Here is a 21,217-nt window from a genome sequence, read left to right on the forward strand (position 1 = left end):
CCGCGTCACACCACGCCGCGCGAGCGCAGCGCCTGGATGGCCATGGGCGCAATGCCCAGCTCGCCCAGCACTTCATCGGTGTGCTGGCCCAGGGAGGGCGGTGCGCTGCGCAGCACGGGCGGGGTGTCGCTCAGCCGCATGGGGCTGGCCACGCCGGCGATGCGCGAGATGCCGTCGCCGGCCTCGCGCGGCAGCTCGACGCGTATGCCGCGTGCGCGCACCTGCGGGTCGTCGAAGGCCTGGGCGATGGTGTTGATGGGGCCGCAGGGCACGGCCTTGTCTTCCAGCAGCGCAATCCATTCGGCCGTGCCGCGTGTCTTCATGAGGGGCACCATCCGCTCCAGCAGCGCCTGGCGATTGCGCACGCGCGCGGTGTTGGTGGCAAAGCGCTCGTCCTGCGCCCAGCCGGCTTCGCCGACGGCGGCGCAAAAGCGCGCGAACTGGCCGTCGTTGCCAATGGCCAGCAGCACGTTGCCGTTGGCCGTGGCGAAGTCCTGGTAGGGCGCCAGGCTGGGGTGGATGTTGCCGGCGCGGCCCGGCGATTCGCCCGTGGCCAGAAAGCCGGCGGCCTGGTTGGCCAGCACGGCCATGCCCACGTCGAGCAGGGCCATGTCGATGTACTGGCCCCGGCCCGAGGCCTGGCGCGCATGCAGCGCGGCTAGGATGGCATTGCTGGCATACAGGCCCGTGAAGACATCGATCACAGCCACGCCCACCTTGAGCGGGCCGCCTCCGGGCGCCCCGTCGGCATGGCCGGTGATGCTCATCAGTCCGCACATGGCCTGCACCATGAGGTCGTAGCCCGCGCGCTCGGCATACGGGCCGGTCTGGCCGAAACCCGTGACCGAGCAATAGATCAGGCGCGGGTTGAGCGCCTTGAGGCTTTCGTAGTCCAGCCCGTACTGCGCCAGGCCACCGACCTTGAAGTTCTCCACCAGCACATCGGCCCCGGCCGCCATCTGGCGAATCAGCTGCTGCCCATCGGGGGTGGACATGTCGATGGTGACCGAGCGCTTGTTGCGGTTGCAGGCCGTGAAATAGCTGGCCTCCTGCGTGGCCTGCCCATCGTCGCGCGGCAGGAACGGAGGCCCCCAGTGGCGCGTGTCATCGCCGGCCACGGGCCGCTCGACCTTGATCACATCGGCGCCCAGGTCGGCCAGTGTCTGCGTGCACCAGGGCCCGGCCAGCACGCGGGAAAGATCAAGCACCTTGATGCCGGCCAATGCGGCCGGCGCGGAGGATGTGGAGGACATGAGAGGGAAGAAATATGAGCGCGCCCGATGCCGCTGGTAGTTCAGCTCTGGGCTTGAGCTTCCATCACCCATAGCGTGTGACATGGGCGTGGAGCAGGCCAGGGACGCCGAGCAAGAGCCGCCTCGCGGCGAGGGCGTCGTCCCCCTCCGCGAAGCGAGAAGGGGGAAGGCGCGAAGCGCCTCAGGGGGTCAGTTGGCAAAAGCTGCGATGCCGGTCTGCGCCCGGCCCAGGATCAGCGCATGCACATCGTGCGTGCCCTCGTAGGTGTTGACCACTTCCAGATTGACCAGGTGGCGGGCCACACCGAACTCGTCGCTGATGCCGTTGCCGCCCATCATGTCGCGCGCCATGCGGGCAATGTCCAGCGACTTGCCGCAGTTGTTGCGCTTGATCAGCGAGGTGATCTCGATCACGTTCTGGTGCTCGTCCTTCATGCGGCCCACGCGCAGCGCGGCCTGCAGGCCCAGGGTGATCTCGGTCTGCATGTCGGCCAACTTCTTCTGCACCAGCTGGTTGGCGGCCAGGGGGCGGCCGAACTGCTTGCGGTCCAGCGTGTACTGGCGCGCCGTGTGCCAGCAGAACTCGGCTGCGCCCAGGGCGCCCCAGGCAATGCCGAAGCGTGCGCTGTTCAGGCAGGTGAATGGGCCCTTGAGGCCGCGCACTTCGGGGAAGGCGTTTTCCTCGGGAACGAAGACGTCGTCCATCACGATCTCGCCCGTGATGGAGGCGCGCAGGCCCACCTTGCCGTGGATGGCCGGGGCCGACAGGCCCTTCATGCCCTTGTCCAGGATGAAGCCGCGGATCTCGCCCACATGGCCGTCCTCGGTCACTTCCTTGGCCCAGACCACGAACACGTCGGCCACGGGGCTGTTGGTGATCCACATCTTGTTGCCCTTGAGGCGGTAGCCGCCGTCCACCTTGTAGGCGCGGCTGGACATGCTGCCGGGGTCGGAGCCGTGGTCGGGTTCGGTCAGGCCGAAGCAGCCGATGAACTCGCCGCTGGCCAGCTTGGGCAGGTACCTGTTCTTCTGGTCTTCGGTGCCGAATTCATTGATGGGCACCATCACCAGCGAGCTTTGCACGCTGGCCATGGAGCGGTAGCCCGAGTCCACGCGCTCGATCTCGCGTGCCACCAGGCCGTAGCTGACATAGTTCAGGCCCGCGCCGCCGTACTGCGTGGGGATGGTGGGGCCCAGCAGGCCCAGCTCGCCCATCTCGCGGAAGATGCTCACGTCGGTCTTTTCATGGCGGAACATTTCCAGCACGCGGGGGGCCAGCTTCTCCTGGCAGTAGGCATGGGCCGCGTCGCGGATCATGCGCTCGTCTTCGCTCAGTTGCTGGTCGAGCTGGAAGGGGTCATCCCATTGGAAGCTGTTGCGGGCCATGGCGTGGTTTCTCCAAAAAACAAAGAGGTCAAGGGCGGGTCGCTGCCATATGCCAAAGCCGGGCAGGCTGTGACCATGGAGCGTTGTTGCGACGCATCTTAGAAGCGGGCCTGCGCGTGGCGCAAACGATGTTTGTTCATCCATGAATGCGTAAAACGCATGTATGAATGGGTTGTTGCGGGTTATTCCCTATGATGTGAGGCTCTGAAGTGCATTGAATTCATGAAATATGCGTAGAGCCCTGCCATCCACCCAAGCCCTTGCCTGCTTCGAGTCGGCCGCCCGCCACATCAGCTACACGCGTGCGGCGCAGGAACTGTCGCTCACGCAAAGCGCGGTATCGCGCCAGATCATTGCGTTGGAAGAGTTCCTGGGCGTGCAGCTGTTCCGGCGCACGCGCCACGGCGTGCTGCTGACGGAGGCCGGCACGCAGTACGCCCAGCAGGTCTCGCGCTGGCTGCACGGCCTGGAACGCGACACGCTGGACATCATGGCCCACCAGGGCGAGGGAGGCCCGCTCAACCTGGCGGCCGTGCCCACCTTCGCCACGCGCTGGCTGCTGCCGCGCCTGCCGCAGCTGGCGCGCGAGCATCCCGAGGTCACCGTGCACATCGATGTGCAGACGCGGCCCTTCCTGTTTGCCGATACCGTGTTCGACGCTGCGCTCTATGCAGGCACGCCCGAGCAGGTGGCACGCTGGCCCGGTGTGCAGGCGCAATGGCTGATGGACGAAGAGGTGGTGCCCGTGTGCAGCCCGCAACTGCTGGCCACGGCCCAGGCGCGCGAGCCGGGCCGGGCCTGGCTGCCTGTGGGGGCGGACATCGTGGCCCGGATGCCGCTGCTGCAGCAAAGCACGCGGCCCTACGGCTGGCAGCAGTGGTTCGATGCCATGGGCGTGGCCGCGCCGCGCGCGCTGGATGGCATGCGGCTGGAGCTGTTCTCCATGCTGGCCGTGGCCGCCAGCCAGGGCCTGGGCGTGGCGCTGATGCCGCCCATGCTGATCGAGCAGGAGCTGGCGCGCGGCGACCTCATCATTGCCTGCCCCCAGCCGCTGCGCGGCAACCGCGCCTACTACCTGGTCACCCCGGCCCTGGCGCCCGATGCCCAGCCCGCGCCCGCCCTGCGCGTGTTCTCTTCATGGCTGCAGCAGCGCGCCAGGGAGCACCGGCCTGCCTGATAATTAAGCAGGCCTTGGATTGTTCAACGATGACAGTCACTTAACTGACTTATCCTTGCTGCTGGCGGCGCTTGTCCACAGGCTTGTGGGGGTGTCTCTGGGGAAAACCCGCAATCGCGCTCAAAACCAGGGCAGCACGGCCAGGCACAGCGGCATGACCACGGCCGTGGCCACGCCGTTCAGGCCCATGGCCAGGGCCGAGAAGGCGCCCATGGTCGGATTCACCTGCAGCGCGCGTGCCGTGCCGATGGCGTGGGCCGTAAGTCCCAGGGCAAAACCCTGCACGGCCGGGTCATCGCTGCGCACCAGGCGGATCAGCAGCGGCGCCATCATCGTGCCCGCAATGCCGGTGATGGCCACGGCCACGGCCGCCAGCGAGGCCGGCCCGCCAAAGCGCTCGGCCATGGGCAGGGCGATGGGAATGGTGGCCGACTTGGGCGCCAGCGCCACCAGCGTCTGCACCGTCGCTCCCAGGCTCCAGCCGATCAGCAGTGCCGACAGCAACGCCACCACGCAGCCCACGGCCAGCGCCACGCTGATGGGCAGCCACAGCGCGCGGATGCGCTCGCGCTGGGCGTACAGCGGAATTGCCAGCGCGACGGTGGCCGGGCCGATCAGCAGTCCCAGCAGCGAGACGCCGCTGCGGTAGCTGGCATAGGAGGTGCCCGTGGCCAGCAGCACGCCCACGATGACGACGACGGCCGTGAACACGGGAATCAGGAGCGGATGGTTGCCGCTTCGGCGGTACAGCGCCATGGCCGCCAGGTAGACGGCCATGGTCAGCACCAGCCAGGGCAGGTGGGCGGTGGAGGCATTGCCGGACAGCGACTGCCAGGCGCTGTGCCAGTGGGTGGTGAGCGCGTTCATGCCTTGTCTCCCTGGCTGGCGGCCGCCTCGCGGGCGCGCTGGCGCTCCAGGCACCAGCGGAAGGTGAAGGCCGTGGCCAGGAAGGTAATGGCTGCACCCGCCACGCAGGCGATCACGAAGGGCTGCCATTCGCGCGACAGCCGGTCGAACTCCAGCATCACGCCTGCAATGACGGGAATGAACAGCAGCATCATGTTCTGCAGCAGCACGCCGGCGGCCTTCTCCAGCGACTCGGGCAGGCGGCCGTGCAGCAGCAGCGCCGCCAGCAGCAGCAGCGTGCCCATGAGCGCTCCCGGAAGCGGCAGCCCCGTGAGCTGGACGATGGCCTCTCCCAGCAACTGGAAGGCGAACAAGGCGGTGATGGCGTACAACATGAAAACCTGAATCCCTGGAGCAGATGGCAAGAGCGGAGAGCAGAGGGCGGCGGCAAGAGAGCGGGCTGCCCGTTTCCCGGACAGGGCAGTGCCCTGGCACCTGTGGGACGCCGCCGCAAAGCGTGCCATCATCGCCCACATCGCGAAAAAAGGTGCGGACACCGATTGCGCGGCGTCCCGGCCAACGCTATGTTGGGACCCATGCCTTGGGCAGTGCCGGGGCATGAGACTTTGAATAGCGAAGGAGTAGCGATGGCCGAAACCACATATCACGCACCCGTGTACGAGCCGACGGTGGATGAACTCGAAGTGCTCAAGAAGCTGGAAATGGGCGAGCCCGTATCGCTGGAAAGCGCGGCGCGCGAGCATCTGTCCAAGAGGCTGCGCGAGCGTGGACTGGTCGAAGTGGACAGCAGCCATCAATGGCACATCACGGCGGCGGGCCGTGCCCAGATCCGCCGCTCCGATGCCTGAGGCGCGGCGCGACAGGTGACCTCGGTTCCAAGGGTTTTCCCTTGGATTCAGGGGCTGCCTGATTTGCAGGCAGCCTAGCTTGCGGCCAGTGAATGCAAGCACTTGGACGCCTCGTTCACTTGCTGTTCACTGAATATCCACAGGGTTGTTCAAGGGTTCTGTGGAGAAATAAAGCCACCCCAGGGTGGCTTTTTTCATGGGCATTACCAGGCTTTTGCAGCGGGCGCACCGGGCTGGTGACCGCGCCGGAAATTGGCTGCATGGCGATGGTGCAGATACCGGTTTTCAGAGGGAAGGTGCCGGATTTCGCGCACTGGGCAAGGCTAGGGGGCAGGCCGCGGTGGGGGCGATTCGAGGCGGGCTGGACATGCGCCTGATTGCAGTCCGTTTCCGCCTTGGCGGTGGCTTGATGCCAAAGTTGTGCACAGGTTGGGTGGTGTGCGGGTGAAAGCGCGCAGGGGCTATCCCGCCCAAGGCATGAGGACGCAGGATCTGGTCAGGCTGGAGGCCTTGAATTGCAGTGCAGCCGCTGAAAAGGGCTGGTGCAGGAAGGAGGGGTGTGCGGACACTGTGAAGACAGCGGCCGGAAAAGAAATAGCCGAAAAAGCAGCGGACTGCTTTTTCGGCTACGTAATCTCTGGTGCCCGGGGCCGGAATCGAACCGGCACGCCTTGCGGCGGGGGATTTTGAGTCCCCTGCGTCTACCAATTTCACCACCCGGGCTACTTAGCGCAGGGGCGAATTATGGCACAGTGTGAGGCTATGAAAATTTATCCGACCATCGAAGACGCCATCGGCCGCACGCCCCTGGTGGCATTGCAGCGCATCGGTGCGCAGTCTCGCCAGGAACGTGGCAACGTGGTGCTGGGCAAGCTGGAAGGCAACAACCCGGCCGGTTCGGTCAAGGACAGGCCGGCCCTGTCGATGATCCGCCGCGCCGAAGAGCGCGGCGACATCAAGCCCGGCGACACGCTGATCGAGGCGACCTCGGGCAATACCGGCATTGCGCTGGCCATGGCCGCCACGATCAAGGGCTACCGGATGGTGCTGATCATGCCCGAGGACCTGTCCATCGAGCGTGCCCAGACGATGAAGGCCTATGGCGCCGAGCTGATCCTCACGCCCAAGAGCGGCGGCATGGAATACGCGCGCGACCTGGCCGACCAGATGGTGGCCCAGGGCAAGGGCGTGGTGCTCGACCAGTTCGGCAATCCCGACAACCCGCGTATCCACTACGAGACCACCGGCCCCGAGCTGTGGGAGCAGACCGGCGGCGAGATCACCCATTTCGTGAGCGCCATGGGCACCACGGGCACGATCACCGGCGTGGCGAAGTTCCTCAAGGAAAAGAACCCTGCCATCCGCATCGTGGGCGCCCAGCCGGCCGAGGGCTCGCGCATCCCCGGCATCCGCAAGTGGCCCGAGGAATACATGCCCAAGATCTACGACGCCTCGCTGATCGACGAGACCGTGCTCGTGGGCCAGGACGATGCCGAAGACATGGCGCGCCGCCTGGCGCGCGAGGAAGGCATCTTTGCCGGCATCTCGGCTGCCGGCGCCTGCTGGGTGGCCCAGCAGATTGCCGAGCGCGAGAACAACGCCACCATCGTCTTCGTGGTCTGCGACCGCGGCGACCGCTATCTGTCCACGGGCGTCTTCCCCGCCTGATACAGCGACAGGCCCGCCTTCCGGCGGGCCTTCCTGTTTGCATTGAGCCAGGACAGCAAAAAACCAGGAACAGCCCCATGCACTATGAAACCCGCTATTGCACGCACTGCGCCACCCCCCTGCAGTGGGTGATCCAGGCCGAGGACGGCGGCGATGTATCGCGCCTGCGCTGCCCCGAGTGCGGCTGGACGCACTGGAACAATCCCACGCCCGTGCTGGCCGCCATCGTGGAGCTGGACGGCAAGGTGCTGCTGGCGCGCAATGCGGCCTGGCCCGAGAAGGTCTTCGGCCTGATCACGGGCTTCATGGAGGCCGGCGAGTCGCCCGAGGAGGGCGTGGCGCGCGAGGTGGCGGAGGAAACCGGCCTGAAGGCCGAGTCGCTGGAGCTGATCAGCGTGCATGAGTTCCTGCGCATGAACCAGGTGATCATCGCCTTCCATGTGCGCGCCAGCGGCCAGGTGCGGCTGTCGCCCGAGCTGCTGGAATACCGCCTGCTGGAGCCCGAGAAAGTCCAGGCCTGGCCTTCGGGCACGGGCATGGCGCTGGCCAAGTGGCTGCGCAGCCGGGGGCATGATCCTGTGATCCGTGACTTCTGGAAGCGTGCCGAGCAGGCCCAGGAGGCTGAAGCGAGTCGCGCCGATCAAGACACTGCTGCCGGCCTCAGCCGCGATGCCGCCTAGAATCCCAGGCTCAAGAGGTGCATCCGATGGAAATTCACAAGGAAATCGACACGCGCGGGCTCAACTGCCCGCTGCCCATTCTCAAGGCCAAGAAGGCGCTGGCCGAACTGGACAGCGGCCAGCTGCTCAAGGTGGTGGCCACGGATACCGGATCGCTGCGCGACTTCCAGGCCTTCGCCAAGCAGACCGGCAATGAGCTGGTGGAGCAGCAGACCGTGGGCGCGGAGTTCATCCACATCCTGCGCCGGCGCTGAGCGGCTGCACGCGGCTCGCTCCAAAGAAAAAGGCCTGCTTTCGCAGGCCTTTTGCATGGGGCAGGGGCGGCTCCGAGGCCCGGCCTCAGATGCTCAGGCCCTGCAGGTATTCGCGGAAGCTCGCGCCCACGTCCTCGTGCTGCAGCGCCAGCTCCACCGTGGCCTGCAAAAAGCCTTCCTTGCTGCCGCAGTCGTAGCGCTTGCCCTGGTACTGGAAGGCGTAGACGGCTTCATGGGCCATCAGGCGTTCGATGGCGTCGGTCAGCTGGATCTCGCCGCCCACGCCCTTGGGCTGGTTGCGGATCTCCTCGAAGATGGCCGGTGTCAGCACATAGCGGCCGGCCACGCCCATGCGCGAAGGCGCCTTCTCGGGCGCGGGCTTTTCGACGATCTTCTCGATGCGCATCAGCGCGCCGCCGGCCGGCTCGCCGGCCACGATGCCGTAGCGCTTGGTCTGCTCCAGCGGCACTTCCTGCACGGCCAGCAGGGAGCGGCCCTGTTTCTGGAAAGCCGAGGTCATCTGGGCCATCACGCCCGGGCCGCCAGGCTCGCCCACCATCAGGTCGTCGGCCAGCAGCACGGCAAAGGGCTCGTTGCCCACCAGCGGCTCGGCGCATAGCACGGCATGGCCCAGGCCCAGGGAGCGCGGCTGGCGCACGAACAGGCAGTTCATGTCGGCGGGGCTGATGCTGCGCACCAGCTCCAGCATGGCCTGCTTGCCGGCGTTCTCCAGCTCGTTTTCCAGCTCGTAGGCGGTGTCGAAATGGTCCTCGATGGCGCGCTTGCTGCGGCCGGTGACGAAGATCATGTCGCGGATGCCGGCCTCGTAGGCCTCTTCCACGGCGTACTGGATCAGCGGCTTGTCCACCACGGGCAGCATCTCCTTGGGAGAGGCCTTGGTGGCGGGCAGAAAGCGCGTGCCGAGCCCGGCAACGGGAAACACGGCTTTGCGGACACGGGTCTGGGTGCTCATAAACGGATCTTTCAACCCAGGCGGGCGAGTTGTTCCTGGATGCGGATCAGCGTTGCGCCGAAGTCGGCCACGCGCTTCTTTTCCTGGTCGATGACGGCCGGAGGTGCCTTGGCCACGAAGGCCTCGTTGCCCAGCTTGGCATTGGCCTTGGTGATCTCGCCTTCCAGGCGTGCGGCTTCCTTGGACAGGCGGGCCTTTTCGGCGGCCACGTCGATCTCCACGAACAGCGCCAGGCGCGCCTCGCCCACCACGCAGACCGGCGCGGCCTGGGCGGCCTCGGCCCAGGCGGCTTCGTCGTCGAACACCTTGACTTCGCTGAGCTTGGCCAGGTTCTGAAGCACGGCGGCATTGGTGCGCAGGAACTGTGCCTCGTCGGCCGAGCTGGCCACGGCCAGCAGCGGCAGGCGCTGTGCGGGCGACACGCCCATCTCGCCGCGCAGCGTGCGGCAGGCGTCGATCATCTGCTTGATGCGGCCCACGTAGGCGATGGCGGCCTCGTCGATCTTCTCGGGCTGGGCCTCGGGGTAGCGGGCCACGGCCACGGACTCGCCGGGCAGGCCGGCGACCGGGGCGACCTTCTGCCACAGGGCTTCGGTCACGAACGGGATGATGGGGTGGGCCAGGCGCAGGATGGCCTCCAGCGTGCGGATCAGCGTGCGGCGCGTGGCGCGCTGCTGGGCCTCGTTGCCGGTCTGGATCTGCACCTTGGCGATTTCCAGGTACCAGTCGCAGAACTCGTTCCAGACGAAGTCGTACAGCGCGTTGGCCACGTTGTCCAGGCGGAATTCGGCAAAGCCCTTGGCCACTTCGGCCTCGACCTTCTGCAGCTGCGAGGTGATCCAGCGGTCGGGCTGGCTGAACTGCATGTAGCCCGCGAACTCGCCGCCGGCCTGGCATTGCTCCTTGGTGTGGGGCAGCAGGCCGCAGTCATGGCCTTCGCAGTTCATCAGCACGAAGCGGCTGGCGTTCCACAGCTTGTTGCAGAAGTTGCGGTAGCCCTCGCAGCGCTTGCTGTCGAAGTTGATGGAGCGGCCCAGCGAGGCCAGGGCCGCGAAGGTGAAGCGCAGCGCGTCGGCGCCGTAGGCGGGAATGCCCTCGGGGAATTCCTTTTGCGTGTTCTTGCGCACCTGGGGGGCGGTCTCGGGGCGGCGCAGGCCCTGGGTGCGCTTGTCCAGCAGGGTGTCCAGGTCGATGCCGTCGATCAGGTCCACGGGGTCGAGCACGTTGCCCTCGGACTTGCTCATCTTCTTGCCCTGGGCGTCACGCACCAGGCCATGCATGTAGACATGGCGGAAGGGCACGCGGCCCGTGAAGTGCGTGGTCATCATGATCATCCGGGCGACCCAGAAGAAGATGATGTCGTAGCCCGTGACCAGCACCGAGCTGGGCAGGTAGAGGTTGTAGTCATCGTCGGCCGCCTCGGTCTGGTTCGGCCAGCCCATGGTGGAGAACGGCACCAGGGCCGAGGAGTACCAGGTGTCCAGCACGTCCTCGTCGCGCGTGAGCGTCTTGCCGGGGGCCTGGGCCTGGGCTTCTTCCTCGGTGCGGGCCACGTAGACCTTGCCGTCCTCGTCGTACCAGGCGGGAATCTGGTGGCCCCACCACAGCTGGCGCGAGATGCACCAGTCCTGGATGTTGTTCATCCACTGGTTGTAGGTGTTGACCCAGTTCTCGGGCACGAACTGCACCTGGCCGCTGGAGACGGCATCGATGGCCTTCTGTGCGATGGACTTGCCGGTGGCATCGCCTTCGCCCACCTTGTTCATGGCCACGAACCACTGGTCGGTCAGCATGGGCTCGATCACCTGGCCCGTGCGCGTGCAGATGGGCACCATGAGCTTGTGCTTCTTGGTCTCGACCAGCAGGCCGGCCGCGTCCAGGTCGGCCACGATGGCCTTGCGCGCCACGAAGCGGTCCATGCCGCGGTACTTCTCGGGCGCCTCGTCGTTGATGGTGGCCGTCAGCGTCAGCACGCAGATCATCGGCAGGCCGTGGCGCTGGCCCACGGCGTAGTCGTTGTTGTCATGCGCAGGCGTGACCTTGACCACGCCCGTGCCGAACTCGCGGTCCACGTAGTCGTCGGCAATGATGGGGATCTCGCGGCCCACCAGGGGCAGGATCACGGTCTTGCCGATCAGCGCCTGGTAGCGCTCGTCCTCGGGGTGCACCATCAGGGCTGCGTCGCCCAGCATGGTTTCCGGGCGCGTGGTGGCCACCACGAGCTGGCCCGAGCCGTCGGACAGCGGATAGGCGATGTGCCACAGCGAGCCGTCCTTCTCCTCGTTCTCGACCTCGAGGTCGGAGACGGCCGACATCAGCTTGGGGTCCCAGTTGACCAGGCGCTTGCCGCGGTAGATCAGGCCCTGCTGGTACAGGCGCACGAAGGTCTCGTTGACGATGGACGACAGCTTGTCGTCCATGGTGAAGTACTCGCGGCTCCAGTCCACGCTGTCGCCCATGCGGCGCATCTGGCCGGTGATGGTGTTGCCGCTCTGGTTCTTCCACTCCCAGACCTTGCTGACGAAGTTCTTGCGCGCCTCGGGAGGCGTCGCGCCCATGTCGTGGCGGCTGGCAATGCCCTGCTCCTGCAGCTGGCGCTCCACCACGATCTGCGTGGCGATGCCCGCGTGGTCGGTGCCGGGCACCCAGACCGTGTTGTGGCCCTTCATGCGGTGGTAGCGCGTGAGGCTGTCCATGATGGTCTGGTTGAACGCATGGCCCATGTGCAGCGTGCCCGTCACATTGGGCGGCGGCAGCTGGATGGAGAACGAGGGCTGGGATGCATCTGCCTGGCCCGTGCCGCGCACGCCGGCTGCGCCGTAGCCGCGCTTTTCCCATTCAGGGCCCCATTGGGCCTCGATGGCGGCGGGTTCAAACGATTTGGACAGGCTGTCGAGGCCTGGCTGGGCAATGGTGTCGCTCATGGCTTGCTTGCGGGGAATTGTGCGAATGGCGTTTGGCAAATGAAAACGGCATCCGTTGAAGGGATGCCGTCTGCATATGCGAAATGGATGACGGTTTGACGGGGATTCTACCGACCCCGTCCGCCTGCCTGTTCGCCGGGTCTTATTCAGGCCGCTGCGTCGGGGACGAACTCGGGCCGGTCGTTGCTCTGGGGCTTGAGCGGCTGGGCGGCCTTGCCTTCGGCGCGTTCCTTGCGCCATTGCTCCTTGCGTGCCGTCCACTCGTTCAGGCAGGCGTGGGCGGTGGTGCTTTCGCGCGCCATCTGCACTTCGTCGGCCAGTTGGGCCGACAGCTCCAGGCGGATGCCGTTGGGATCGAAGAAATAGATGCTCTTGAAGATGTGGTGGTCGGTCACGCCCAGCACCTCGATGCCATGCGCCACCAGGCGGGCCTTGGTGTTCTCCAGTTCCTCGACGGTGTCCACGCGGAAGGCGATGTGGTTGATCCACAGCGGCGTGTTGGGCGAGGGCAGGGCCTTTTCGTCGTCGCCGATGTCGAAGAAGGCGATGAACGACCCATCCTTCAGGCGGAAGAAGAAGTGCGTGTAGGGGCAGTACTCGCCCGTGCTGGGCACGTAGTCGCTCTGGATGATGTGGTAGAGCGGCAGGCCCAGGATGTCCTCGTAGAAGTGGCGGGTCTCCTCGGCATCGCGGGCCTTGTAGGCGTAGTGGTGCAGCTGCTGCACGGCGGCGGGCGGTGGCAGTGTGGACAGGTCGGGACGGGCGCTTGTGTTCATCGAATGTCTCCTTGGTGGATGTCTTGATTCTACTATTCGTAATCAATTTACCTAAATGAAATGTTGCGATGGATGCAGGGATATGCGCGCTGCGGTGTCCGGGCCACCTGCGGTGCCGAGTTGCCGCCAGCACTTGACCTTCAAGTCACTTCACGCTTTCTCATCGAGGTCCGATCCCCCGCTTGCCATGGTCGCCATGGATGCGGCGGCCCTCTGTTCACAACCGTTTTCAAGTCAAGGAATCTCATGAGCGACAGCCATCAGCACGGCGACGTGCGCGCCCTGCCGGAATCCCGTCTCTGGTTTGCCTTCGGATTGACCGGCACCTTCATGGTGGTGGAGATCATCGGCGGCATGGTCACGGGCAGCCTGGCCCTGATCTCCGACGCCATGCACATGCTGACCGACGCGATGGCGCTGCTGCTGGCCCTGGTGGCGATACGCGCCGGCCGCAAGGCAGCCGACCTGCTGCGCACCTACGGCTATGCGCGCTTCGAGATCCTGGCCGCCGCCGTCAACGCACTGGTGCTGCTGGGAGTGGCCTTCTACATCCTGTATGAGGCCTACCGCCGCCTGTCGGCACCTGCGGAAATCCAGTCCCTGGGCATGATGGCGGTGGCGGCCGTGGGGCTGGTGATCAACCTGCTCTCCATGCGCCTGCTGTCGGGTGGCAAGGACGAGAGCCTGAACGTGAAAGGCGCGTATCTGGAGGTGTGGGCGGACATGCTGGGCTCGGTCGGCGTGCTCGCCGGTGCTGCGCTGATCTGGCTGACGGGCTGGCGGTGGATCGACTCGGCGGTGGCCGTGGGCATCGGCTTCATGGTGTTCCCGCGGACCTGGACCCTGTTGCGCGAGTGCATCAACATCCTGCTGGAAGGCGTGCCCTCAGGGATGAGCCTGCAGGCGGTGCGCGAGACGATTGCGGGCACGGCGGGCGTGGCAGCAATCCACGATGTCCACCTGTGGGCGGTCACGCAGAGCAAGCCCATGCTGACCGGCCATGTGGTGCTGCTGCCCGGCGCGGACGGCGAGCAGGTGCGTCGCGATATCGAGGACAGGCTGCAGGCCGGCTTCGACCTGCACCATACGACGCTGCAGATGGAGCGCGAGGACCGCTCCCCGGCAGAGCACATCCACTAGGATGCCAGTCTTCATGGACCACACCCGGAGTGCACCGATGCTTGAGCTTCGACCCAACTGCGAATGCTGCGACAAGGACCTGCCGCCAGAGTCTGCCGAGGCCCGCATCTGCACCTTCGAGTGCACGTTCTGTGCCGGCTGTGCGGATCATGTGCTGCACGGCGCCTGCCCCAACTGCGGTGGCGAGCTGGTGGCCAGGCCGCGCCGGCCGGCGGACAAGCTGGAGCGGTATCCGGCCTCGACGAAGCGGGTGCTCAAGGCCGGTGGCTGCGCTGTAAGGGCCTGATCAGAGCACAGGCCTGGCTCTGCGGCCACGGAACGCAGCCTCCACCGCCAGCACGGCTGCAAAACCCATCACATAGGCCAGCACATCCCACCAGTCGGCCGTGCTGCCCAGCACGATGCGCAAGGCGCGGTTGGGAATGTGCAACTGGAAGGTCAATGCCAGGAACTGGCCCAGCTCCACCAGCAGGCCCACGCCCAGCGCGGCCGACGCCAGCAGCAGCACGCGCGCGGCGATCACGGTCTTGAACACGGCATAGACCCAGGCCACGGCCAACACGTCGCCGAAGAAGCTGCGCACCCAGCCCCAGCGCGCGCCGACGGTGGCCAGCAGCACGAGCAAGACAAACAGGGCCACCGCCCACGCCAGGGAAACAGGATCAAAACGCCATCGCATGGCCGCCATCATCGGGCCAAAAGCGGGTCCGGTCAGCGAGCCTGGTGCGCAGTGCCTTGCGCAGCGGTGGCCAGCGGGTGCGCTATCCCGCCATCGCCGTAGCTGCCCACCACCTGGACGATCACCACCTGGTAGCCCTTGAGCCAGCGCGCCTGCTGCTGCTTGGCTTCGAGGTGCGCAGGGTGGCGCATCAGTTGCTGCAGCGCCTCCCAGGTCTGCCAGTAGTAGACGTTGGAGACCAGGCCTGTGGCGGGGTTCTCCCAGGCCTCTTCGCCCAGGTAGCCGGGGATGGCGCGGGCGATCTCGGCGATCCGGCCGTCAAGGGCATGGAATGGTGCGTCGTATTCGCCCGGCGCGAAGGTGAAGGTGGATGTGTACATCGGTGGTTGGCAACCTGTGTGAGGGTGGCTGGCGCTAGATGCGCGGCGCCGCATCCATGGCACCGGCCAGCGGCTCCTGTCCGCGCTCGCGCAGCGCGCCGATGGCGCCTGCCAGGTCGCGGGCCTGCCGGTTCTGGCTGAGCTTGGCCTTGCCCTCCAGGCGGGTGATGCGGATCTGCAGGCCGACGATGGCCTGCAGCATGCCGTCGATGAATTCACGCGGCGAGTCGGACATCTTCCAGGGCTGGGCCTGCGATGCCTCATGGACCCGCGAGAGCCGCCCGACCAGGCCGCGCACGAATCTCTCGTCGTCATGGATGCTGATTTGCCCGTGCACATGCACGGCCTCGTAGTTCCAGGTGGGCACCAGGCGGTGCGTCTCGTGCTTGCTTGGATACCAGCTGGGCGAGATATAGCCTTCGGCACCACGGAAGATGACCAGCACCTCGGCGCCGTCGCGGCACTGCTGCCAGATGGGATTGGCGCGGGCCACATGGGCGCTCAGCGTGCCCATCTCCCCTGGGTCCGCATCCAGCAGGAACGGCAGGTGGTTGGCGTCCAGCACGCCGTTGGCCTGGGTGACGAGCGTGCCCATGGGGTAGCTGCGGATCAGGCCGTGCAGGCTGTCGGAATCGGTGAGGGAGAAATGGGCGGGCGTGTACATGGAGCTTGGTGCAACGGTGGACCGGCATCGGGGGAAACAGGACTATCCACCATCCCTGGCACAATGAAAAATCCAGTTTCGTGATTTTTTGGAAGACCAGTTGAAGTCCCATTTCGCCGCCGATACCGGGGCTGCGCCCAGCGCCCGCCGCATCCACGAATGGCTGAAATCCCAGATGGCCGACGGCAGCCTGGCCGTGGGCGCACGCCTGCCTTCCACCCGCGCGCTGGCGCTGGACCTGGGTGTGTCGCGCACCACCGTCACGGCGGCCTACGAGCAGCTTGCGGCCGAGGGCTATCTGGAGACTGCACAGGGCGCACGGGCGCGCGTGGCAGCTGGCGCGGAGCAGCGCAGCCGCGCGCCCCGCATTGCGGCTGCGGCGCAGGATTGCCGATCCCGCCTGTCTTCCTATGGACGGCGCGTGGATGCGCTGGCGCAGGCCCAGCCCGCTCGCGCCGGGGATGAAGAGCCTGCCGTGATCGACTTTCTCTACGGCGCCCTGGCCTTTGATGACTTTCCCACGCTGGCCTGGCGGCGTGCCTACAACCGCGCCATCGTGCAGCGCCAGTCTTCCCTGTCCTACGACGCGCCCGAAGGCGAGCCGGCGCTGCGCATGGCGCTGCAAGGCTATCTGCGCCGGGCGCGGGGGCTTGTCTGTTCGGCCGATCAGATCGTGGTGGTGCAGGGCTCGCAGCAGGCCATCGACCTGTGCGCACGCGTGCTGGTCGATCCGGGCGAGACCGTGCTGATGGAAGAGCCCTGCTACCTGATGGCGCGCCGCGTGTTCGAGGCCCAGGGCGCATGCCTGCAGGAAATGGCCGTCGATGAACAGGGCCTGGATACCTCGGCGCTGGCCGGGCGCCAGGCGCGGCTGGCCTATGTCACGCCCTCGCACCAGTTTCCGCTGGGCGGCGTGCTGCCCATAGGCCGCAGGCAGCAACTGCTGGCCTGGGCGCGCGCCACGGGTGCCTGGATTCTGGAGGATGACTACGACGGCGAGTTCCGCTACGGGCTGCGCCCCATCGACGCCCTGCAGTCCATTGACGAGGTGGGTTGCGTCATCCATGTCGGCACCTTCTCCAAGGCCTTGTCCCCGCAGATGCGCATGGGCTACCTGGTGCTGCCGCCGTCCCTGGTGCCCGTGTTCCGGGAAGCCCGGCGGCTGGCCGACCGGCATGCGCCGCGCCTGGACCAGCTGGTGCTGGCCGCGCTGATCGACGACGGCAGCTACGAGCGCCATGTGCGCGCTGCCCGCCGTCGCAACGAAGGCCGGCGGGCGGCATTGCTGCAGGCGCTGGAGCGGCACCTGCCGGGCGCGGTGCAGGTCGAAGGCTCGGCCTCCGGCCTGCATGTGGTGGCCTGGGTGCCTGCCGTGCACCAGCGCGATGAGATTGCCCTGGTGCGGTTGGCGCGAGAGCGCGGCGTGGGCGTTCGCCCCATCTCGCCGCTCTATGCGGCCGGTGATGCCCATCGCCGCCAGTCCTGCGCCGGGCTGGTCCTGGGTTATGCGAGCCTGCAGCCGCAGGCCATCGAGCAAGGGGTGCGCAGGCTGGCGGGCGTGGTCAGTCAGTGGCAGACCCAATCCGCAACGCAAAAAAGCCCGTGACCGGGGTGCCGGTTCACGGGCCTTGGGTGCCGACGCCCCTAAAGGCGCTTTGCCCAGCGCGGTCTTACTGCTGCTTGACCGCTTCGATGGACATCACCAGGCGCACTTGCTTGGGGAAGCCGTAGTCCACGCCGTAGTTCACGCCGAAGGCGGTGCGGTCGATCACGGCCTCGAAGTCGCCGCCGCAGGTCTCGCGCTTTTGCAGCATGGCGTTGGGGTAGCAGGTGAACTTGTTGGCCTTGATGGTCACGGGCTGGGTCTTGTCCAGGATGGTCAGCTGGCCGGTGACTTCCTTGAGCTTGTCGCCGTCGAAGACGAACTTGTCGGAGACGAACTTGGCCTGGGGGAACTTGGCCACGTTGAAGATGTCGGCGCTCTTGAGGTGCTTGTCGAAGGCGGCGGTGCCCGAGCTCAGCGAGTCCATTTCCAGCACGACTTCGACCTTGCCGGCCTTGGCGTCACGGTCGAATTCCACGGTGCCGCTCTTCTTGTCGAAGCGCACGCGGTTGGTCGAGGCGCCGTTGTGGTCGATCTCGAACGTGGCGAAGGTGTGCGTCGGGTCGATGGCGTAGGTTGCGGGAGCCGCCTGGGCAGCGGTGGCGAACAGGCCGGCAATGGCCAGGGCAAACACGGAAGTGCGCATGAAAGAACTCCTAGGTTGGGGTTGCACGAAACGGAAAAGAAAACGGCCAATGCTGGGCAAGAGTGCCGCTTACAGCTTGCCCACGCCGGTCAGGGCCAGCTTGAATTGCACCTGGACCTCGTCGGCCACCATGGAGGTATCGCCCCATTCGCCTTCGCCGATCTTGAACTGCAGGCGCTTGAGCGGCAGCGTGCCGGTGGCCGTGGTCGTGGTGCCGGACTGTGCCAGTTGCACGGGAATGCTCACGTTCTGGACCTGGCCCTTGATGCTGAGCTTGCCGTCCACCTGGTACTTGCCGCCGCCCAGCGCCTTGACGGCCGTGGAGTCGAAGACGGCCTGGGGGAATTTGGCGACATTGAACCAATCGGCCTTGGGCAGCTCGGCATCGGTTTCCTTGGCGCCCATGGTGGCGCTGCCGGTGTCCACGGTGAAGCGGATCTTGCTGGTGTCGGGCTTGGCCGTGTCGAACTGGACCTGGGCGTCGAATTTCTTGAAGTGGCCCTGCAGGGGCACGCCCATCTGCTTGGCCGTGAAGTTCACGGCGCTCTGGGCGGGAACGAGCTTTTGCTCGGCCAGGGCCGCCTGGGAGGTCAGGGCCGCAGCGGCCAGGGCAATGGTGGTCAGCGTGGCGGAAAAGCGCATGGCAGGACTCCTTTGGGGGTCGGGAAACATTCGATCGGGGATGGCTGGGGCGCGCGCAGCGCGGTGCGCAGGCCCTGGCTGGGGGAGAAAACTCAGGCGCGGCCAGGCAGCATGCGGGAGATGAGGCCGTCGCGGTCGATGAACTGGTGCTTGAGGGCGGCGCCCACATGCATGGCGATCAGCACGACCAGGGCCCAGGCCGCCCAGCCGTGCAGGGGCTTGAGGGTTTCGGCCAGCTCGGGGCTTGCGCTCACGAAGTCGGGCAGGGGCAGCACGCCGAGGAAGACGATGGGAAAGCCGGCCGCCGAGCTGTAGGCCCAGCCCAGCAGGGGCACGGCAAAGAACAGCAGGTACATGGCGTGGTGGGTGCCGTTGTGGGCCCAGTGCTGCCATTGGGGCATGGCGCGGGCCACGGCGGCGGGCAGTTCGGGCGGGCGATGGGTGATGCGCCAGACCAGGCGCAGCAGGCTCAGCGTCAACAACGTGACGCCCAGCCACTTGTGCCAGTTGTAGAGCTTCAGGCGCGAGGGCGAGAACGGCAGGCCTGTCATGTACCAGCCCAGGGCCAGGGCGGCGATCAGGCCCAGGGCCAGCAGCCAGTGGGCAGCCATGGCCACGCCGTTGTAGCGCGTGGCTTTGGAGGAGGATTTTGCTGGCGCGTTGGCGCGGGCTGAGGACTCTGTCATGGATGGCGGCAGGCTTTGGAACCGTTCAGGGCCCCTGCAAAGGGGCCCTGGATGGCAAGAAAGGGTGCGGTGCGCTCTGCGTGGACTTCGTGCACTGCGGACAACGTGCAGTGTAGGAAGCGGCAAATCCAAAAGAGTTCAGCGGTATTGACGGCTCGATTCAAAAAAGATGAAGGCTCGCCGTGCCGCGCGGAGGGCTCAGGGCCGGGTCGGATCGGCGGGCAGCACGACCACGGACTGCGCTGCCTGCTTCCAGGCGGCAGCCGCTGCATCGGCATCGCCGCGGTGCTCGGCCATCAGGGCCAGGCGCTGCCAGGCGCGGGTGCGCAGTGCGCTTTCCTGCAGGTGGGGGGCTGCGCGCAGCAACAGCTGCTGGGCCTTGCCCCAGAGCTGGCGCTGCACGCATGCCATGCCGGCCAGGTATTGCAGGCGGGCTTCGCGTGGATGGGCATTGCTGGCCGCCTCGATGCGAGCCAGCCAGGCGCCGTCCAGGCCGTCCAGGCAGGGCTCCAGCACCTGGACCAGGCGCGGCAGGTGGGATTCGCTGCGCGGGCCTGCGTGGGACAGCAGGCGCTCCCACACGGGCAGCAGCCAGGCACGGGCCTGCGCGGCCTCGCCGCCCAGGGCCATGAGACGCGATGCGGCCGGCAGCGCAATCTCGGGCATGGCGCGCTCTTCCGTGTCCAGCGACAGCCAGAAGTGCTGCAGCTGCGTGGTGTCGCGTGCCTCGTTGATGCTCTCCAGTACCAGGCCGCGCACCACGCTGGCGGCGGCCGCGGGCGAGAAGGCGCGGTGCTTGGCCAGCAGGCGCGCCGTGTCCAGCGCCGTCGATGTCTGGCCTGCCAGGCGCGAGGCCTTCAGGCGGATGCGCAGCGCGATCGTGCGGCGTGCCGCGCCCTGGGGCAGTTCGGCCAGGCGGCGCAGCGCATCAGCTGCGTCGCGGTCGTCCAGGGCCCAGCGCGCGGCGCGCATCTGTGCGCCTTCGCGCATTTCCTGCTCCTGGGCGTTGCCCTGGGCCGGTGCGTTGGCCAGGACCTCACGCCAATGGTGGTCGCGCTGCTGGCGGTCCTGCAGGGCATGGGAGGCATCGGCGGCCACCATGTGGGCGGCGGCGCGCAGCCGCATGCCGTGCGGCACGGCGGCATGGGTCTCGGCCAGGGACTCTTCCATGGCCAGGGCCGCCAGCGCGGACTTGCGTGCGCGCAGGAAGCGGCCGGCCTGCTGGTGCGACAGGGCTTCCAGCAGGCTGTGGTGCATGGCGCGCTCTTTCTGCTGGCTGCGCCAGCGCCGCGCCTGGTGCGGCATCTGCAGCAGCGCGGCCAGCGCGCGCAGCGCGGCATACAGCAGCACGAAGGCCAGCACGATGATGGCAATGGCCAGGTTCAGTGACAGGTCCAGGCGGTAGGGCGCCCAGAACAGGGTCACCGTGCCCTGGTTGGAGCCCGCGAACAAGGCGGCCGCAACGGCCATGCCGAACAAACCGATCAACCACAGTGCAGCGCGCATTCGTCTGTCTCCCGGCTGCTCAGCGGCCTGCGGCCGCTGTTGCCAGCGCCGCCAGGGTTTCCTGCAGCGCAGGCTGTTCGGTGGTGCGCAGATTGGCCTGGATCTGCTGCAGCTGGGCCTGCACGATCTGGGTGCGCCGCGCGGCAGGATCAAAGTACTTGTTCACGGCCATCCCGGAAGCGGCCAGGTCGGCCCGCGCCGCATCCCACTGGCGCGACAGCAGGGCCAGGCGCGAGTTCAGCAGCTTGAGCTTGAGGTTCTCGCGCAGGAAATAGGCCTGTTCCGGCGCCAGCAGGATGGCGTCCGGGTGGTCTATGCGGCTGACGCGCAGCAGGTCCTGGGCTTCTTCGCGCACGGCCGTCCAGCCGCGCTCGCCCCAGGATTGCCACCATCGCCATTCGGTGGGGCTGCCCTCGATGGGGGCGGGCTCGGGCTGGCGGGCCGCCTGGCCGGCCACGCCGCGAT

23 protein-coding genes and 1 tRNA gene are annotated in these 21,217 nt (G+C 66.9%); 8 read left to right on the forward strand and 16 right to left on the reverse strand.

The genetic code is table 11. From position 1 onward, the window contains the following. Positions 1 to 5: 5 nt before the first annotated feature. Both L995_RS12750 and L995_RS12755 read right to left on the reverse strand, forming a co-directional pair. Positions 6 to 1,253, reverse strand: a complete 1,248-nt coding sequence (locus L995_RS12750) for a CaiB/BaiF CoA transferase family protein (protein WP_047472094.1) — start codon at positions 1,251 to 1,253, stop codon at positions 6 to 8. A gap of 189 nt (positions 1,254 to 1,442) precedes the next feature. Continuing rightward, positions 1,443 to 2,639, reverse strand: coding sequence for an acyl-CoA dehydrogenase (locus tag L995_RS12755; protein ID WP_016448959.1), 1,197 nt, complete (start codon positions 2,637 to 2,639; stop codon positions 1,443 to 1,445). Between the two features lie 229 nt (positions 2,640 to 2,868). Between L995_RS12755 and L995_RS12760 the strand changes: the two genes are divergently transcribed. Further along, a complete protein-coding gene (locus L995_RS12760) occupies positions 2,869 to 3,816 on the forward strand; it encodes a LysR substrate-binding domain-containing protein (RefSeq protein ID WP_012204131.1) in 948 nt (315 codons plus the stop codon). 120 nt (positions 3,817 to 3,936) lie between these two features. Here the strand turns inward: L995_RS12760 and L995_RS12765 are convergent, their stop codons facing one another. Both L995_RS12765 and L995_RS12770 read right to left on the reverse strand, forming a co-directional pair. Then, the gene (locus L995_RS12765; RefSeq protein WP_016448958.1) at positions 3,937 to 4,683 is read right to left on the reverse strand and encodes an LrgB family protein; all 747 of its coding nucleotides are present in this window, start codon (positions 4,681 to 4,683) and stop codon (positions 3,937 to 3,939) included. Further along, positions 4,680 to 5,057, reverse strand: coding sequence for a CidA/LrgA family protein (locus tag L995_RS12770; RefSeq protein ID WP_017407068.1), 378 nt, complete (start codon positions 5,055 to 5,057; stop codon positions 4,680 to 4,682). The genes L995_RS12765 and L995_RS12770 overlap by 4 nt, the downstream gene beginning before the upstream one ends. Positions 5,058 to 5,309: 252 nt before the next feature. Here L995_RS12770 and L995_RS12775 point away from each other — a divergent pair, with 252 nt between their 5' ends. Beyond that, on the forward strand, positions 5,310 to 5,531 hold the full coding sequence (locus L995_RS12775; protein WP_016452574.1) for a hypothetical protein: 222 nt from the start codon (positions 5,310 to 5,312) through the stop codon (positions 5,529 to 5,531). 638 nt (positions 5,532 to 6,169) lie between these two features. Here L995_RS12775 and L995_RS12780 read toward each other — a convergent pair. Further along, positions 6,170 to 6,254, reverse strand: a tRNA-Leu gene (locus L995_RS12780). A 39-nt stretch (positions 6,255 to 6,293) separates the two neighbouring features. Between L995_RS12780 and cysM the strand changes: the two genes are divergently transcribed. The 3 genes from cysM to L995_RS12795 all read left to right on the forward strand — a co-directional run bounded on the left by cysM (position 6,294) and on the right by L995_RS12795 (position 8,133). Beyond that, complete coding sequence (gene cysM / locus L995_RS12785; protein WP_017407070.1) at positions 6,294 to 7,199, forward strand: cysteine synthase CysM; 906 nt, start codon at positions 6,294 to 6,296, stop codon at positions 7,197 to 7,199. A 77-nt stretch (positions 7,200 to 7,276) separates the two neighbouring features. Further along, positions 7,277 to 7,879 (forward strand): NUDIX hydrolase, encoded by a 603-nt coding sequence (locus L995_RS12790; protein WP_016452506.1) that lies wholly within the window; start codon positions 7,277 to 7,279, stop codon positions 7,877 to 7,879. A 26-nt stretch (positions 7,880 to 7,905) separates the two neighbouring features. Continuing rightward, positions 7,906 to 8,133 (forward strand): sulfurtransferase TusA family protein, encoded by a 228-nt coding sequence (locus L995_RS12795; RefSeq protein ID WP_012204137.1) that lies wholly within the window; start codon positions 7,906 to 7,908, stop codon positions 8,131 to 8,133. An 85-nt stretch (positions 8,134 to 8,218) separates the two neighbouring features. Here L995_RS12795 and galU read toward each other — a convergent pair whose 3' ends face one another. The 3 genes from galU to L995_RS12810 form a co-directional block, all read right to left on the reverse strand. Then, complete coding sequence (gene galU / locus L995_RS12800) at positions 8,219 to 9,106, reverse strand: UTP--glucose-1-phosphate uridylyltransferase GalU (RefSeq protein ID WP_047472097.1); 888 nt, start codon at positions 9,104 to 9,106, stop codon at positions 8,219 to 8,221. Between the two features lie 11 nt (positions 9,107 to 9,117). Then, the gene (locus L995_RS12805; protein ID WP_047472098.1) at positions 9,118 to 12,030 is read right to left on the reverse strand and encodes a valine--tRNA ligase; all 2,913 of its coding nucleotides are present in this window, start codon (positions 12,028 to 12,030) and stop codon (positions 9,118 to 9,120) included. A gap of 146 nt (positions 12,031 to 12,176) precedes the next feature. Continuing rightward, on the reverse strand, positions 12,177 to 12,806 hold the full coding sequence (locus L995_RS12810) for a VOC family protein (RefSeq protein ID WP_047472100.1): 630 nt from the start codon (positions 12,804 to 12,806) through the stop codon (positions 12,177 to 12,179). 246 nt (positions 12,807 to 13,052) lie between these two features. Between L995_RS12810 and L995_RS12815 the strand changes: the two genes are divergently transcribed. Together L995_RS12815 and L995_RS12820 are read left to right on the forward strand one after the other, a co-directional pair. Then, positions 13,053 to 13,946: a cation diffusion facilitator family transporter gene (locus L995_RS12815; protein ID WP_047472101.1), complete on the forward strand. Its 894-nt coding sequence runs from the start codon at positions 13,053 to 13,055 to the stop codon at positions 13,944 to 13,946. Between the two features lie 37 nt (positions 13,947 to 13,983). Further along, entirely contained in the window at positions 13,984 to 14,232 is a 249-nt protein-coding gene (locus tag L995_RS12820) for a DUF1272 domain-containing protein (RefSeq protein WP_012204142.1), read from the forward strand. Here the strand turns inward: L995_RS12820 and L995_RS12825 are convergent, their stop codons facing one another. From L995_RS12825 to L995_RS12835, 3 genes are read right to left on the reverse strand one after another with little or no spacing between them, the layout of a single operon-like run. Continuing rightward, complete coding sequence (locus L995_RS12825) at positions 14,233 to 14,637, reverse strand: ribosomal maturation YjgA family protein (RefSeq protein ID WP_047472102.1); 405 nt, start codon at positions 14,635 to 14,637, stop codon at positions 14,233 to 14,235. 20 nt (positions 14,638 to 14,657) lie between these two features. Then, positions 14,658 to 15,005 (reverse strand): antibiotic biosynthesis monooxygenase family protein, encoded by a 348-nt coding sequence (locus tag L995_RS12830; RefSeq protein WP_047472103.1) that lies wholly within the window; start codon positions 15,003 to 15,005, stop codon positions 14,658 to 14,660. A 34-nt stretch (positions 15,006 to 15,039) separates the two neighbouring features. After that, complete coding sequence (locus L995_RS12835; RefSeq protein WP_047472105.1) at positions 15,040 to 15,669, reverse strand: FMN-binding negative transcriptional regulator; 630 nt, start codon at positions 15,667 to 15,669, stop codon at positions 15,040 to 15,042. A gap of 100 nt (positions 15,670 to 15,769) precedes the next feature. Between L995_RS12835 and pdxR the strand changes: the two genes are divergently transcribed. Further along, the gene (gene pdxR / locus L995_RS12840; protein WP_047472109.1) at positions 15,770 to 17,275 is read left to right on the forward strand and encodes a MocR-like pyridoxine biosynthesis transcription factor PdxR; all 1,506 of its coding nucleotides are present in this window, start codon (positions 15,770 to 15,772) and stop codon (positions 17,273 to 17,275) included. A gap of 64 nt (positions 17,276 to 17,339) precedes the next feature. Here pdxR and L995_RS12845 read toward each other — a convergent pair whose 3' ends face one another. The 5 genes from L995_RS12845 to L995_RS12865 form a co-directional block, all read right to left on the reverse strand. Continuing rightward, positions 17,340 to 17,918: a YceI family protein gene (locus tag L995_RS12845; RefSeq protein ID WP_016448945.1), complete on the reverse strand. Its 579-nt coding sequence runs from the start codon at positions 17,916 to 17,918 to the stop codon at positions 17,340 to 17,342. Between the two features lie 69 nt (positions 17,919 to 17,987). Further along, positions 17,988 to 18,560 (reverse strand): YceI family protein, encoded by a 573-nt coding sequence (locus tag L995_RS12850; protein WP_016448944.1) that lies wholly within the window; start codon positions 18,558 to 18,560, stop codon positions 17,988 to 17,990. A 92-nt stretch (positions 18,561 to 18,652) separates the two neighbouring features. Then, positions 18,653 to 19,246 (reverse strand): cytochrome b, encoded by a 594-nt coding sequence (locus L995_RS12855; RefSeq protein ID WP_047472106.1) that lies wholly within the window; start codon positions 19,244 to 19,246, stop codon positions 18,653 to 18,655. A 198-nt stretch (positions 19,247 to 19,444) separates the two neighbouring features. Further along, complete coding sequence (locus tag L995_RS12860; RefSeq protein WP_034365389.1) at positions 19,445 to 20,752, reverse strand: heme biosynthesis HemY N-terminal domain-containing protein; 1,308 nt, start codon at positions 20,750 to 20,752, stop codon at positions 19,445 to 19,447. A gap of 19 nt (positions 20,753 to 20,771) precedes the next feature. Beyond that, positions 20,772 to 21,217: uroporphyrinogen-III C-methyltransferase (locus L995_RS12865; protein ID WP_047472107.1), on the reverse strand; the 446-nt coding region annotated here is incomplete at its 5' end.

Origin of the sequence: Delftia sp. ZNC0008 (genome assembly GCF_000799035.1) — a bacterium.
GTDB classification, from domain to species: Bacteria; Pseudomonadota; Gammaproteobacteria; order Burkholderiales; family Burkholderiaceae_C; genus Comamonas; species Comamonas tsuruhatensis.